At 45.2% G+C, this 15013-nt stretch carries 12 protein-coding genes; 2 read left to right on the top strand and 10 right to left on the bottom strand.

Annotation, left to right across the window (positions count from 1 at the left end; all coding sequences use genetic code 11):
- Nucleotides 1-122: 122 nt before the first annotated feature.
- Nucleotides 123-1574 (top strand): AAA family ATPase, encoded by a 1452-nt coding sequence (locus HXW94_RS16530; protein ID WP_178368007.1) that lies wholly within the window; start codon nucleotides 123-125, stop codon nucleotides 1572-1574.
- 6 nt (nucleotides 1575-1580) lie between these two features.
- Entirely contained in the window at nucleotides 1581-2291 is a 711-nt protein-coding gene (locus HXW94_RS16525; protein ID WP_218576771.1) for a Rho termination factor N-terminal domain-containing protein, read from the top strand.
- A gap of 5 nt (nucleotides 2292-2296) precedes the next feature.
- Here the strand turns inward: HXW94_RS16525 and HXW94_RS16520 are convergent, their stop codons facing one another.
- The 10 genes from HXW94_RS16520 to HXW94_RS20175 all read right to left on the bottom strand — a co-directional run bounded on the left by HXW94_RS16520 (nucleotide 2297) and on the right by HXW94_RS20175 (nucleotide 14694).
- Nucleotides 2297-3754 (bottom strand): M48 family metallopeptidase, encoded by a 1458-nt coding sequence (locus tag HXW94_RS16520; RefSeq protein WP_178368006.1) that lies wholly within the window; start codon nucleotides 3752-3754, stop codon nucleotides 2297-2299.
- Between the two features lie 36 nt (nucleotides 3755-3790).
- Entirely contained in the window at nucleotides 3791-4336 is a 546-nt protein-coding gene (locus tag HXW94_RS16515) for a DUF3334 family protein (protein ID WP_178368005.1), read from the bottom strand.
- 82 nt (nucleotides 4337-4418) lie between these two features.
- Nucleotides 4419-5339, bottom strand: coding sequence for an ABC transporter permease (locus HXW94_RS16510; protein WP_178368004.1), 921 nt, complete (start codon nucleotides 5337-5339; stop codon nucleotides 4419-4421).
- A gap of 157 nt (nucleotides 5340-5496) precedes the next feature.
- On the bottom strand, nucleotides 5497-6576 hold the full coding sequence (locus tag HXW94_RS16505) for an ABC transporter permease (RefSeq protein WP_178368003.1): 1080 nt from the start codon (nucleotides 6574-6576) through the stop codon (nucleotides 5497-5499).
- A gap of 86 nt (nucleotides 6577-6662) precedes the next feature.
- Nucleotides 6663-8210 (bottom strand): ABC transporter ATP-binding protein, encoded by a 1548-nt coding sequence (locus HXW94_RS16500; protein WP_178368002.1) that lies wholly within the window; start codon nucleotides 8208-8210, stop codon nucleotides 6663-6665.
- A gap of 6 nt (nucleotides 8211-8216) precedes the next feature.
- Nucleotides 8217-9452: a BMP family ABC transporter substrate-binding protein gene (locus HXW94_RS16495; protein WP_178368001.1), complete on the bottom strand. Its 1236-nt coding sequence runs from the start codon at nucleotides 9450-9452 to the stop codon at nucleotides 8217-8219.
- Nucleotides 9453-9619: 167 nt separating this feature from the next.
- On the bottom strand, nucleotides 9620-10654 hold the full coding sequence (gene proX, locus HXW94_RS16490; protein WP_178368000.1) for a glycine betaine/L-proline ABC transporter substrate-binding protein ProX: 1035 nt from the start codon (nucleotides 10652-10654) through the stop codon (nucleotides 9620-9622).
- A gap of 35 nt (nucleotides 10655-10689) precedes the next feature.
- Nucleotides 10690-11520 (bottom strand): ABC transporter permease, encoded by an 831-nt coding sequence (locus tag HXW94_RS16485; protein ID WP_178367999.1) that lies wholly within the window; start codon nucleotides 11518-11520, stop codon nucleotides 10690-10692.
- Between the two features lie 14 nt (nucleotides 11521-11534).
- Nucleotides 11535-12797 (bottom strand): glycine betaine/L-proline ABC transporter ATP-binding protein ProV, encoded by a 1263-nt coding sequence (gene proV, locus HXW94_RS16480; protein ID WP_178367998.1) that lies wholly within the window; start codon nucleotides 12795-12797, stop codon nucleotides 11535-11537.
- Between the two features lie 286 nt (nucleotides 12798-13083).
- Nucleotides 13084-14694 carry a diguanylate cyclase domain-containing protein gene (locus tag HXW94_RS20175; RefSeq protein ID WP_178367997.1) on the bottom strand — a complete coding sequence of 537 codons (1611 nt, stop codon included), beginning with the start codon at nucleotides 14692-14694 and terminating at the stop codon, nucleotides 13084-13086.
- Between the last annotated feature and the right edge of the window lie 319 nt (nucleotides 14695-15013).

The following is a 15013-nucleotide window of genomic DNA, read 5'->3' as shown; positions in this document are numbered from 1 at the left end:
ATGTTGAGATAATCACAATTCATATTTGAGTATAATAAACACGGTATTTTGCTGTGACAAAATAGTTGCGATCAAAATTCTGATAATAAAAACTGTAAAGTACTTTGGGGGTGATATGAAGGATGCCGAAATTTGAACCAGAATTTTGTCGTAATGAAAGTGAAGTCATCTCTAAACTGATCGTCAGTTACCTCCTGCCGGAATTGGGTTATTCTCTTGATGACTGGCACCAAGAAGTCAAGGTTGCCAATATTCGTCTGGATTTTTTGGCATTGGTAACGCCTGTTATACCTTTTGTATTGGATAAAATAAAACCGCTGAGCATTGTGATAGAAGCTAAAAATCCAGATGAAAAATTATATAGGCATACCAGAAAGCTCAAACGATATCTAAATAATCTAAATGTCCGTTATGGATTGTTGACGAATGGAAAGAAACTAAAGATATACGCAAGAGATAATGACGAAGAGATCAAATTAATATTTGAATGTTCCGGAAAAAAAATAGCGACTAAAATAGATGATATTCGTGCTATTTTAGGAAAAAAAAGTTTGATAAAGGCCAATGAGATCAATGCGCCTGCAGGAGACATAGCAGAAGAGACTGATGAAAAAAAATATGAAAATTCAGAATTCCAAAATTCATCCATATCCAAACCACATCATAAAATCATTAAAAAAACGATCAGGGAAACATCAAATATGCAAGTTCTCGCAATATATCACAACAAAGGCGGTGTAGGTAAAACAACGATATCGGTCAATTTAGCAGCTTCTTTCAGCAGAAAAGGTAAGCGCGTGTTGTTAATTGATATGGATGCTCAGGCCAATACAACGTTTGCTACCGGTCTTATTAAGTTTCAATTTGAAGAAGATGATAATATAAGAAATAATTATGTATACCATCTGCTTGAATCGGGAGATTTTAACTTTATTCCTGATATGGTACGCTGCTCTGATGATTTCAATACCCCTGAAGTGGATGTTATTCCGTCGCATATCAATCTGATCGAACATCAGGATAAGCTCAATAAAATAGCCGCAAGCCGTTCCAGACTTATTGTCAAGCTCAAACAGGTAGAGAATGACTATGATATTGTTATTATTGATACACCGCCATCACGGGATTTATACGCGGAAATTCCTCTTATCGCTGCAGATTATCTTATCATTCCTTCTGATTTAAAACCGTTTGCAAATCAAGGATTAAGCAATGTTAAAAAATTTGTCGGACAGATAAATGAATATCGTGAAGCCATTGCCCGTGCGCCTTTGGTGATATTGGGCGTTTTGCCATCAAAAATTTCAACGAATTCTCAATATCTTAAACACACCTTCCCCAAACAAAAAGATGTCGTGCCGCAACGTCATAAATTACCATTGATGGAAAGCATTATTTATGAAAGAACACCTCTCTCAAATTCTCTGAATCACATAAAAGAAGAAGATGATGTGGAACGCCCTGATCCCAAATCAATTTTTGAGTTCTGCGAAATCAAATCCACGCCTTCGGCAGAACAGGCTGCTGAAGATTTTGAAACATTGGCAACAGAAATAATGAATAAAATAAAGTGAGCAATAATGGAATTTTTTTTGGTTGATGTTAAAAGTATTACGGCATCTGCATCTTCTGAACAAATAGACAAAGCAAAAGTTGAAAAGCTGGCAGATTCAATTTTGGAGTGTAACGGGTTACTTAAGCCATTGATCTTAAAACCCACAGGTCCTGAAACCTACGTTGTCATCAAAGGGAATTCGGAATACTATGCTGCATTGAAAGCGCGTGAAAAAGATCCGCGTAAAGGAGAAATGGTTAATGCCTTTGTCATTTCTCCGAGGGCTGAGAAAGCGATTTTCAAGCAATTAGACGCATTGGAACGTCAGGATCAAACATCGTCGTCTATTCATAGAATTGAATCAGATGAAGATGTTTCCGTCCATAAAAATTCGGAAACAATACCCGCCCAAACATCACTGACTTCTCAAGTAACACAAATGATGCAAAAAATGGAGATGAGCTTACAGACCTTTGTGAATGAGCGACTGATACAATCAGAAAATAATTTTCAAACTTTTTTCAATGAACGACTGGCAACATTAGAAAATAAAATTTCGGAAATAACACAAAAGACAACTGTTGATACTAATATTCAAGGTGGCGCAAAAGATTATAATAATAAAACGGTCCCTGAACTTAAATTAATAGCAAAAGAGCGAAAAATAAAACGTTATTCATCTATGAGAAAAGCTGAACTTATTGATGCTCTTGAAGAAAGTGATATGACGACTTAAGGGCCCTAAAAATATGGAATTTCTTTATCCGGCAAAGTTACATGCAGTTGCCTTGGTTTGCTTTTTTTGCCCTTGCCTTTCAGATTTTCCAGTTCTTTCCGGGCTTTTTCCCGCATCTTTTCATCGTCCAGGGTATCAAGGGCCCGCTTAAGTTGTCGAAGCGCATTTTTTTCATCATGCATCCGGGCATAATATACCCCGAGATAATAGTGGGACAAGGCTTTTTTTGACTGCCTGGACATGATTTCGGCCATGTGGTAATTGATTTTTTCAAATCCGGGTTTACCATTTCCAAGTATACGTTCAAGTCCCCGTTGGGCTGCCGGCAAATTGCCGTTTTGGATCTGGGCAACAGAGCGGTAAAAAACGGCCCAGTCTCCCAGCAGGGGATCATCTGCAATACTGTTCAAAATCGTTATAGCCCGGTTGTATTCAGTGTTGCGGATGTAAAGCCGGCCTAATTCCAGAAGAATCATGGGTTCAAACGGATTTTTTGCCAGGGCTTTATTGAGTTGTTCAATCCCTTCATGTATTCGTGAGGTTCGTCCGTACAAAAGGCCCAGGCCGTAGTGAAGTGCTACATTATCGTCAGAATCGTTTTGGCGGGCAATTTCAATTTTAGGGATGTATGTGTCCGTATCTCCGTAAAGCCCGATGACCCGGTATTTAAACATATTGTAGTCAAAATTTTCAGGAAGTCCGGGTTTGTCTGCGGGGGGGATGTAATCTGCAAGAATTCCGGATAAATGAGAGACCCTGTTTGCTGTGCCTGGATGGGTTTTAAAGTAATCGGGTATATTTTCAATTCCCTGATAGTCAGCCTGTCTTATTTTCAGCAGGCTGTCCAGTATCCCGTTTGGCGAATATCCTGTCTTCTCAAGAAAAAGAACGGCCTTCTGGTCTGCTTCGGTTTCATTTTCCCGGGTATAGCTCAGCATGGCCGATTGCCCTGCAGCCATGGAACCAATGGTTAGGGCCTCCCCCGCTTCTGAATCGCCGGCTGCAGCACCTACCAGGATACCGGCCAGCATTCCGGCCAGACTGCCGGTTGCCACGATTTTGGATCGGTCAATGGACTGGGACACATGTCTGCCTACGGCATGGCCGATTTCATGAGCCAGAATGCCTGCAAGTTCGTCCATATTATCCAGAGCCGCAATTAAGCCATGGTGTACAAAAATATTGGCAGACGGTGTGGCAAACGCATTAAAAGAGGCGTCATTGATTATGAAAAAATCAAAATGAAAGGGCTGGGGCGGCAATGGTTTGACAATGGCATTTCCTACGGTGTCAATCATCTTTTGGGCAACGGGGTCATGAAGAATGACGCCTTTGTCTTTCATCAGCTGCAAATATTCTTTGCCAAGCTTGAGTTCATCGGGAATGGAAATGGCAAAGGCGGCGGCAGGAAATAAGGCCACAAAAATCAGAATGAGGCTTATAGCCTGTTTAAATCGTCTCATGATACCAAGCGCTTTTTTTGATGGTTGACGGTTTTGTCAGAGGTCGGCCACATCAATGAATTCAGAATTCTCCATGGCTATTTCAATGCGGAAGATATAGTTACTGATTTTAAAGGAGAGCCTGCGATTTTCCGTGTAAGTGTCGTTAATGGACAGGGAGATGGCCGGACCTATGGTCAATGCCTTGGGTTGGCCGTAATCGGCATTCAGGTCATATTCTTCTTCCACGGATTTTATCAGTTGTCCCATGAGCTGGTTGGTGATTTCCCCAATGGTATCAGCCACTTCAGGGTCGGAAATAGAGGTAGCCAGTTCATCTGCAGGCATGCCCATGTTGATCATGTACTGCCTGTAAATTTCAAAGGCAGCTTCATCACTGAAATTGAAAATCACAAGGCCCATATAATCTCCGCTGAATTGGACAAAGCAGGTCAGGTCAGGTCTCATGGATATCCTGGTGATCTTCTGGATGGTGTTGGCGTAGCTTATTTCTTTGCCGGTGCTTTGTTCAAGCGTATTCTGGGTGGTTTTCAGGAAAATTTTGGCAATACTGTCAATGGACTGATTTTTTGAAATTTCCATCGTAACTCCTTCCTGATGTCGCGTCGGGTCATCTATTGATAATCTTAGGATTATGGACAAAACAATTTGAAATGTCAAATGGTTATCGTTCCCCCCGTTTATAGACTGCTCCCAGCCGGGCCGGGGCATTGAGCCGCCTTGGGTCTTTAAAGGAGATAGCCAGAAGGATGATTAGGGTGGACAGGTAGGGGAGCATGGCCAGGAAATTGGGTGAAATCCCCAGGGGCTGGAGCAGGTATTGGAGTACAAAAATGCCGCCAAAAATAAATGAGGCAAAAATGGCCCGAGCCGGGTTCCACAGGGCAAATATGGTCAGCGCAATGGCGATCCAGCCGCGTCCGGCAGTCATGCCCTCCACCCAGGAAGATGAGTAGGAAATGGACAGATGCGCTCCGGCAAGGGCCGAAAAAATACCGCCCACCAGAACGCAGGCATATCGAATCAACGCGACGTTAACCCCCTGATTCTCGGTGGCTTTGGGATTTTCCCCGGTGGATCGGATCTGAATGCCCATACGGGTACGCTCCAGGAAAAACCAGGCAGTTAGGGCCAGGACAATGGCCAGGTAAAGAAAGGGACTCTGATGAAAAAGGGCTTTGCCGATCCAGGGCAGGTCCGATAAAAAGGGGATGGCCACATCATCCATTTTAACGGCCAGGGGCCGGCCCACATAGGGCTTTCCCATCATCCCGGACAAGCCTAAGCCTAGCATGGTCAAGGCAAGGCCTGATACCACCTGATTGGCTTGCAACGTTACCGAAGCAACGGCATGGATCAAGGAGACGGCAAAACCGGCTGCCATGGCAGCCGGCACACCAAGCCAGGGCTGTCCTGTGGTCATGGTGACAATAAAGGCGGTTACAGCACCAATGGCCATGACGCCTTCCACACCAAGGTTAAGGATTCCGGCCCGTTCACAGATAATTTCGCCGGTTGTGGCCAAAAGCAGAGGTGTGCCTGCCACCATGGTTCTTTGAATTGTTGAGATGATAATTTCTTCCATGATGTTTTTTATGTAAGTCCAAGTAAGTTGATAAATTAGCGCCCTTTGGGCGGACTGTTGGGTTCTGGGTTCTGGGTTCTGGGTGCTGGGTGCTGGAAATTCCTATACTATTAAATTAGTGCCTTCGGGCGGGCTGATCGCTGTCAGCTATGAGTTGTTATGCCCGGGACCGGCAGATCTGAATCTTGTTGTATAAAAAGTAATCGCCCATGATCAGAAAGATAAGCAGTATGCCGTTGACAATTTCAACTGTGGCCGCAGGCAGTCCCAAGGAGATCTGGATGGCGTCTCCGCCCACGATAATGCCGGCAAAAAACAGACCCGACGCAATGGCGAACAAGGGGTTCAGCTTGGCCAGCCAGGCCACAATAATGGCGGTGAATCCATATCCCGATGATACCGACGCCGGATAGCCCAGGTAATGATGAATGCCTGCCACCTCACCCACACCGGCCAGCCCGGCAAGTCCCCCTGAAACGGCCATGAGAATGAGACTGGTTTTAAGAAAATCAATGCCTGCATATTTTCCGGCATCCGGATTTTCTCCCACCACCCGGGCTTCGTATCCGAACCGGGTTTTATAAATTAAAACGCACAGACCCACCGAACAGATAATGGCCAGGATCAGGGTGACATAATGAATACGCGATCCCGGCAATACCCCTAAAATGGCGGAATCAGGCAGGGGATCCGTGCCCGGAAATCCGAACCGGGTTTTGCCCTTCCATGGTCCCACAATGAGCATGGTTAAGAATTCTGCGCAGATATAATTGAGCATCAGGGTCGTGATGACCTCGTTGATGGCATATTTTATCTTTAGTATGGCCGGGATAATGCCCCATAATGCGCCGCCGATGAAGCCGGCTGTAAATATCAAAGGAACGATCAATGCAGGGGGCAGGGCAGGGCCCAGATGCTGGGCCGTCCATGTGGCAAAAACAGCACCCATGAGCAGCTGGCCCTCAGCACCGATATTCCAGAATTTGGCCCTGAAAGCAAGGGTCAGGCCTGCCCCGATGAGGATTAAGGGAATGGCCTTGGTAATGGTTTCCTTGATGCCGTAGATAGATCCAAAGGATTCAATAAAAATCTGGCAGACCGCATACAGCGGGTTGACGCCTGCGGCAAGGAAAATAAGGCTGATGGCCAGGATGCCTGCCCCAAGGGCGGCGATATTGGTCATAAAAGACCTTAAAGGCGTGATATTGTAGCGGTCGCTGGTAATAATCCGTATCATGTTACATATCAGTCATTCGTTTAGTGACTTACGCCTCAGTGTCTGCTTTCTTGTTTCCCGTCTATAGTTTCTGCGGCTTAGCCGCCTTAGGTTGTCAGCCCGGCTTCCACCGGATCACTATTCATGCGTTTTGAGCCGGCCATCATCATTCCGATATCGTTGATGCGCTCATCATCCGTATCCAGAATACCCATAAACTCACCTGCAAAAATCACGGCCACACGGTCGCACAGCTCGAAAATTTCATCCAGATCCTCTGAAAACAGCAGCACGGCGCTGCCCTGACGGCACAGTTCCAGCAAGTGCCGGCGCAGGAACCGGGTGGCGCCCACATCAAGCCCGTAGGTGGGATGAGAGGCGACCAGCAACTGGGGCTGCTCACTGATTTCCCGGCCCAGGATCAGTTTCTGGATGTTGCCGCCGGAAAGGTTTCTGATCTGGTTGTTAATGGCGTGTGTGGCGACCCGGAATTCGGTTATGATGGATTTTGTATGCAACTTGATACGTTCGTAATTAAGAAAATACCATTTGGAAAATTTTTTGAGATGATGCTGTTTTAAAATGGCATTGTCATACAGGAAAAGGCCCGGGGCAATGCCGAAGCGGATACGTTCCTCGGGAACGTGAGAGATCCCGTAATCATAAATCTGTCTGGGTGACAGGTTGGTAATATCCCGGCCGTTGATCCGCACCTTGCCGGAGTCAATGGGCCGGATGCCGGTGATGGCCTCGGCCAGTTCCCGCTGTCCGTTGCCGGCCACACCTGCCACACCGAATATTTCATTTTTGTACAATTCAAAGGATACGTTTTTAACTGCAGCAACTCCTTTATCGCCTGTGACATGGATGTTCCGGACACTGAGTACCCGGTCCCCTTTGGGTAATTTCTCCCTGTCCATGGTCAGGGCCACATCCTTGCCCACCATCATCCGGGCTAATCCCAATTTATCCGTGTCCTTGGTTTGGGCACCACCCACAATCCGCCCTTTACGCAACACGGTAACATGGTCGCAGATCTCCATGATTTCATTGAGCTTGTGGGAGATAAAAATCACACTGTGGCCGTCGGCTTTCATCCTGCGAAGAATGTCAATGAGTTCCTTGATCTCCCGGGCGGTCAAGACGGATGTGGGTTCGTCCAGGATAAGCAGATCCGCCCCGTTTAAAAGGGTTTTTATAATTTCAACCCGCTGCTGCTCCCCGGCGGACAGCTGCCATACCTTCTGATCAAGGTCAATCTGGAAATCAAATTGGCTTGAAAATGATTTTATTTTTTGACGCAAAATTTTCCGGGGGAATAAAAACGGAGTGTCTTTATACCCAAGCGCAATATTTTCTATCACGGAATGATTCTGAATCAACATAAAGTGCTGGTGAACCATACCAATGCCAAGATTGATGGATTCCAATGGATTGGCGATCCGTACAGGCTTGCCGTTGATCAGAATACTGCCCGAATCCGGCTGGTAAATACCGTAAAGAATATTCATCAGCGTGGTCTTGCCGGCCCCGTTCTCCCCGAGAAGTCCCAGGATCTCACCGGAATTGACTTCAACATTGATATCCTTATTGGCATGGATACCCTGGAACGACTTGCAGATATCCTTCATTTCAAGGCGCTGTATTTTAATCATCAAACACTAATTGCTGTTGGGGATTTCGCCTTTGACATTGTCCACATAATACATCATGGAAAGCAGGTCTTCCTTAGATGCCCGCTCTCCTTCCTTGATTTTGCTCTCCCCCTTGTTGTCTGAAACCGGACCCATGAACGGATCAAATACGTCAACGCCCTGTTTCATCTGTTCATAGCGTTTCATGACCAGATCATAGGCGCTGATATCACCATATTGTTCAGTGTTAATCATGGCCTGTTTCAGGGGAGCAATAAATTTGGGGTTGATGGCGTGATCAGGACTGCCGCCCAGAATCGCTGCCTTTTCTTTGGCCAGCCACCAGATGTCCCGGCTAGGGTCCCAGGTGCCTTCATGAACGTCTTTCAGGATTTCGGCATACATGCCGCCCCAGTCCATGCGCTGGCCGGAAACCACGGAATCTTCGCCATATGCCTGCATGGGGGAATAATGGGAAAATGTGTAAATTTGTTTACCTTTTTTACAATGGGCCTGGCCCACTTCAACAACCGCCGGGGTGTCCTCGGTGAATGCCAGGGCGTCGCAACCTTCAGCAATCAGTGCTTCGGCTGCCTCCTTGGCTTTGTCCGGACCGTACCAGGCATAGATCCATTTTACGTCTACGGTCGCATCGGGATTGACGGCCTTGGCACCCAGGGCATAGGCATTAATATGTCGGATCAATTCCGGAATGGGGAAGGCCGCTACATAGCCCAGTTTATTGGACTGGGTTAATGCCCCTGCCATCATGCCGTTAAGGTAATACATCTGATAGAGATCACCAAAATAGGTGCCCAGGTTGGCGGTGCGTTTGAAACCGGAGCAGTGCATGAATTTTGTATCCGGATATTTTTCAGCGGCTTTAACAGTGTTATCCATGTAACCGAAACTAGTGGTGAAGATCACATCGCATTTCTGCTGCTGGACAAGACGATCCATGATTCGCAAGGCATCGGCTTCAGCAACGGACTCCACAATAACGGTTTCCAACCAGGGATACAGGGATTCAACATGCCTTTTGCCTAAATCATGGGCATGGGACCATCCGTAATCACCCACAGGGCCTACATAGATAAAACCGGCTTTCAGCCTCTTTTCCGCAGTTGATGCTTCCTGCTGTTCTGCTGCTTTTTCAGGGGCTTTAGAGGCTTGTGTGGGTTTTTCCTGCTCTCCGCAGCCGGCAAGGAACACTGCAAAAAGAAAAACAAAACCGGTAATCAGCGTACTCATTTTGATTTTCATTATTATCTCCAATAGTTATAATATGGGTATCAATAAATTTCAGGAATCATACGATAGATAGAGCTTTGCCGTCAACCATTTAAACATGGCGTTCCAACACCCAAAAAAAAGCCCTCCTGCAGGGAAACATTCCTGCAGGAGGGCTGATTTGTTAAGAAAATAATGGTCTATTTTGCAGCAGCCCGGGCCTGGGCCAGCCAGTCGTTCCACTGGGTTTGATTTTCAGCAATCCACTCCGTGACATGTTTCTGGATGTGTTTGGCGGATTTTTCACCCTCGTTCATGCGGGTGTTCTGTGCATTGATATCTGCAAGGGACAGATTGAATAGCTCAAAAAATTTTTTAGCAGAAGGGTTTTCCGCCAAAAATTTCTTGTTGGCCACAATACGGATATCTGAAACAACGAATCCCAGCTTCACCGGGTCCGTCACAGCACCTTTAACGCCGGCCTGGGTCATTCTGTCCTCGGCCACGGCCTGGGCCTCGGTGGGCAGAATTTTAGGCACGTTGATCCACATTACGTCTTTTCCGGGTTTGACTTTATATACGGTCCAGTTCGGGGTCCAGGTATAAAAGAAGATGGGTTCTCCAGCTTTATATGCGCCGAGGGCTGACGCCATGCCTGCTTCGTAAGACGCCTTTACCGGATTGATATCATCTTCCAGATCATAAACCTTTAAGTGGTGGGCAATTACTTTTTCACATCCCCATCCCGGCGGGCAGGCAGTTAAATCGGCTTTGCCGTCATGGTTTTTATCAAAGGCCTTTTTAACCTCTTCACGTTTAAAGTCGTTCAATGACGTGATGTTGTATTTTTCAACCGCATCTTTAGATACCAGATATCCCTGCAGACCACCCGCTTTGGCTACGTATCCGATTTTCCGGGCTTTGTCTTCAAAGTTTTTAGGCAGCTGGCTGTTATGCATGGGAAACCAGCCATTGCACCAGTAATCTAAATCGCCCAAGGTCAATGCTTTATAAAAAATCGGGTTTTTCAAATCTTTGGGTTTCTTGACGTTATACCCTAATTCGGTCAAGGCCCGGTTGACAAGTGCTTCCTGGAAATAACCTGTGTTCCAGGTGGCCCGTGCCGGTTTAACGGTGATACCTTTGCCGGGTTTGTCCGAAGATGCGAAGGCAGGGCTGACCATGATCATGGACACTGCGACCAGAAAAAGACCCATGTTTTTTGTGACGCTCATAATTTCTCCTTTGATATTATTTTTTTGGTTAAACTCTAATTTTTACCGGCCATGGACTGGGTAATTCTATCCAGTAATACGGCCACCAGCACAATGCTTAAGCCCGCCATTACAGCAAGGCCGATATCCAGTGTATTCAGTCCTTGAATGACAGGAGATCCCAAACCGCCGGCGCCGATCAAGGCGGCAATGACCACCATGGCAAGGGCCATCATAATCGTTTGGTTCAGCCCTGCCAATATGGTGGGCATGGCCAGGGGAATCTGAACCTTGAACAGTACTTGTTTACGCGTCGCGCCAAAGGCTTTTGCCGCTTCTACCAGTTCCCGATGCACCCCCCGGATACCAAGACTTGTCAGGCGGATGATGGGGGGCATGGCAAAAATAATGGTGGCAAGAACCCCGGCCACATTACCCACGGAAAAAAGCATAACAATGGGAACCAGGTATACAAAGGACGGGGTGGTCTGCATGGCATCTAAAAAGGGTCTGATAATGGTCTCCACCCGGTCACTGCGCCCGGCGGCAATACCGACGGGAACTCCGACAATGGTAGAAAAGAAAACTGACGCTAAAACCATGGCAAGGGTAGTCATGGTGTCTGCCCAGAATCCGATCAATCCGATAAAAATCATTGCTATAATGCTGAAAACAGCTAACGCCCATCCTGAAAAGCGCCATGCGCAGAAAGTCAGAATACCTATTATAATGATGGGTGGAACGGCGTTAAGGCCAATGTCAAATCCGGTTAAAATCTGTTCAACCGGCCATTTTATAATTTGGAAGATATGACGATAATTATTGACCAGCCAGTCAACAAAGTCAGTGATCCACATATCTATGGGGAGTACTTTTTCATCAAACATAATTTATTTCCTTGCTAAAGAGCATGTTGAAGGGGTTGGGCGGCTGATTCGTTATGTTCGCTGCCGGATTCGTTATGGCCGTTAATATCGGATTTATGAAGGGTTTTCAAAAACCTGTTTTTTGATACCACACCTTTAAATACATTGTTGTCATCAACGACCGGGATGGGAAAACTCTTGGAAGCCACTTCAGGAAGAATATCCTGCATATTGTCATTAATATTGGCCGGGTTGACTTCCGGCAGATAGCAGGCTTCAATTGATTCGCCGGACCGGCCGTTTTCAAAGGCCTCCTGCAGGGAATCTATGGATATAATTCCCAGAAACTGGCGTTTGGCATTAAGTACATATCCGTGGTTATAATCCCTGGCATTTAACAGCTCCAAGGAGCTGCGGATGTCGCCTTTTTTAGTCTTGATAATTGTGGGATGGTTTGTGTTGACAATTTCTCCGGCTGAAATAACATTGGTGGGATCCACACCTCTGAAAAAGGCTTTGACATAATCGTCGGCCGGGTTCTGGAGAATTTCTTCGGGCGTACCCACCTGGACAACACGTCCCCCTTCCATGATGGCGATGCGGTCACCAATACGAAGGGCCTCATCCAGGTCATGGGAGATAAAAACAATGGTCCTGTCACTGTCTTCCTGGAGTTTGAGCAGTTCATCCTGCATTTCCGTACGGATCAATGGGTCCAGGGCGGAAAACGCTTCGTCCATCAGCATGATATCCGGGTCCGCAGCCAATGCCCTGGCCAGACCAACGCGCTGCTGCATGCCCCCGGAAAGTTGCTTGGGGTACTGATCTTCCCAGCCTTCCAAGCCCACCTGGCTTAAGGCTTCTGTCGCCCGCTTGCTCCGTGCCGCTTTGGATTCCCCGGCCAGTTCAAGGCCGAATGCGGCATTTTCCAGGACCGTAAGATGGGGCATCAGGGCAAAGGATTGAAACACCATGCTCATATGTTTAAGCCTGAATTTTACAAGGTCCTTGTTTTCCATGGCTGTAATATTCTGGTCGTTAATATGGATTTCGCCGGCCGATGGGTCAATCAGCCGGTTTAACATTCTGACCAGCGTGGATTTGCCCGATCCGGACAGGCCCATGACCACAAATATTTCTCCACGTTTAATAGAAAAATCGGCATTGTTTACTCCTATGGTCATACCTGTTTTCTCAAGGACTTCTTCTTTTGTAAAACCCTGATCAATAAGGGATATTGCCTTTTTGGGATCCGGGCCGAATATTTTGAATAAATTCTTAATAACGATTTGATCCATAAATACTTTTTATTTCCTGTGCTATAGGTTCACATTGATTCAAATGTCACTTTTGTTCGTGACCTATATATTGTATTCGATGTAATTTGTCAAATATAGAAATATAATTTGAGTTGTAACAGATGGAAATAAGTAGGGTATTTTAAAAAAAGAAATATTCTAATAAAAATTTAATACTAAGGGTACTTTTATTTATAAGGTGTAATTTAGATCTAAATTGACGTGTTCAAAACATACATAATTTTATCCCGGCTGCATCAGTTTTAAAAGCTCCATGGCCCTTAGTTCAAGCCATGACGCAGATGCCCTTTCCCGCTTCTTTGGCTTGGTACATGGCACTATCGGCCTGTTTAGTCAGGCCCGCCATGGTCACTTCATGATCAGGAAAAATGGCTGCACCAACGCTGGCGCCGATTTGAGCAATCCCGGCCTTAAGTCTGAATGGCTGACCCATTGCCGACACAATTTTTTCACCTATCTGCTTAACATCTTCAGGTGCTTTAATTTCAGATAAAATTACAGCGAATTCATCTCCACCTAAACGCCCCACAGTGTCTTCTTTGCGTAGCGTTTTTTTCAACGTTGAACCGACCTTTATCAAAAGTTCATCTCCGGCATCATGGCCCATTGTATCATTTATTTTTTTGAAACCGTCCAGATCAACATACAACAAGCCTAAACGACGTCCTTGTCTATGTGCATGTGACATGTCCTTTTCCAGTTGATCGAAAAAAAACTTTCTATTGGGTAGTCTGGTTAACGTGTCATAATAGGCCAATTCGATTAACTGGGCTTGATAAATACGACGTTTGGTTATCGCAAAAGCCAATTGCCACGAGCCAAAAGAGATGAATAAAAAAAAGCCTGCCCCAATAGTAAATATTGTTTTTAACAATTTTCGTTTATAGCTTTTCATAACCTCAAAGGGTATATGAGAGACCAGTACCCAAAAATATTCTGAGGAATTTGACTGGTTCACAATTGGTGTGTATGGGGCGTGTGAAACTAAACCGGATCTATGCCCTTCTTGCAATGGATAAATAGTGATAAATGTAAACAACCCATTTTCCGTATCTATCTGGCCGGATTTTTGATTCTGAATGATGTGCCACTCTTCAGGATAATCCACGGCAAAAGAGAGTTGATCCCCATCGTCAAACATGAATCCCCACTCCTTTTTTCTGATTGGGTTTAACAACCAATAACCTTCCGTGTTAAGCAACATGATGTCGTTCGTTCGTCCAATTTTTTCATCCCGAATGTAATCCAAAAGATTTTTAGCAAGATAATTGAGTAGCATTATGCCTTGTTTTTCACCACGATTATTGAAAACAGGGGTGCCAAAGCGAATCATCGGCTTGAACGGTTCTTCTATTTTGCCATGCTCAATATTTAAATCCAGAGGAGAGACAAAGATTTCTTTTCTTTCTAATATCATCGTATCGGTGAAATAATAACGCTTGGCCTTATTTTGCAATTTTTCTGCAGGAACAGCCACTGGGTTTCCATTTGTGTAATTGACTCGCACGCATTCCATACCATTATTATCTATATATCGGATTTGGTCGTATTTTTTTTTGGCCAGAGACAGTGAAATATATTCTTTTTGAATCAGTGTTTTCATTTTAATATTTTTAAGATCTAAATATGCCAGAAGCTCGTTTTGGCGTGATAAAAATATTAAATCCCCGATGATATCATTGAACGTTTCCGTGATACCATCATGCTTATGAGTCAAAGCCTTTCTTTCTTGCGCTTTTATCTCGGAAAAAAAAGTGTTGAGTTCTGCCTGATAGAACCAGGCACTTGATCCTGATATTAACGAACCAATCACAAGAAACAAAACAAAAAATAGATTTAGTGCCTTTCGCGTAGCTTGACCAGGTCTGTTTTGCACCTACAATCCCCTGTTTGGTTTGAGCTTTAACTATACTCGAGCATATAGGAATTTCCATTCCCCAGTACCCAGTACCCAGTACCCAGTACCCAGTACCCAGCACCCAGCACCCAGCACCCACTACCTAACAACCCGCCCGAAGGGCGCTAAGTTCATGACATAATTTACAAAAATATTACGTTACCTCAATATCAATGGTTCGGACAGTTTTTAGCGTAGTGTTGTAAAAAAAGCTGGACAAGAGTTCTCCAAAATTGAGAAAAAGTTTTATTGAGAAATAAAATTTTCATATCAAACTAAGGAGAACCCTATGGAGACA

It is taken from the genome of Desulfobacter latus, assembly GCF_013389365.1.
In the GTDB taxonomy this organism is placed as follows: domain Bacteria; phylum Desulfobacterota; class Desulfobacteria; order Desulfobacterales; family Desulfobacteraceae; genus Desulfobacter; species Desulfobacter latus.
This window is presented reverse-complemented; position numbering and strand designations above follow the sequence as displayed.

Coding starts and splice junctions, on each gene's coding strand:
- HXW94_RS16515 (WP_178368005.1), bottom strand. CDS start 4,336: ATGGAAATTTCAAAAAATCAGTCCATTGACAGTATTGCCAAAATTTTC.
- HXW94_RS16525 (WP_218576771.1), top strand. CDS start 1,581: ATGGAATTTTTTTTGGTTGATGTTAAAAGTATTACGGCATCTGCATCT.
- proV (WP_178367998.1), bottom strand. CDS start 12,797: ATGGATCAAATCGTTATTAAGAATTTATTCAAAATATTCGGCCCGGAT.
- HXW94_RS16485 (WP_178367999.1), bottom strand. CDS start 11,520: ATGTTTGATGAAAAAGTACTCCCCATAGATATGTGGATCACTGACTTT.
- HXW94_RS16500 (WP_178368002.1), bottom strand. CDS start 8,210: ATGATTAAAATACAGCGCCTTGAAATGAAGGATATCTGCAAGTCGTTC.
- proX (WP_178368000.1), bottom strand. CDS start 10,654: ATGAGCGTCACAAAAAACATGGGTCTTTTTCTGGTCGCAGTGTCCATG.
- HXW94_RS16520 (WP_178368006.1), bottom strand. CDS start 3,754: ATGAGACGATTTAAACAGGCTATAAGCCTCATTCTGATTTTTGTGGCC.
- HXW94_RS16510 (WP_178368004.1), bottom strand. CDS start 5,339: ATGGAAGAAATTATCATCTCAACAATTCAAAGAACCATGGTGGCAGGC.
- HXW94_RS16495 (WP_178368001.1), bottom strand. CDS start 9,452: ATGAAAATCAAAATGAGTACGCTGATTACCGGTTTTGTTTTTCTTTTT.
- HXW94_RS16530 (WP_178368007.1), top strand. CDS start 123: ATGCCGAAATTTGAACCAGAATTTTGTCGTAATGAAAGTGAAGTCATC.
- HXW94_RS16505 (WP_178368003.1), bottom strand. CDS start 6,576: ATGATACGGATTATTACCAGCGACCGCTACAATATCACGCCTTTAAGG.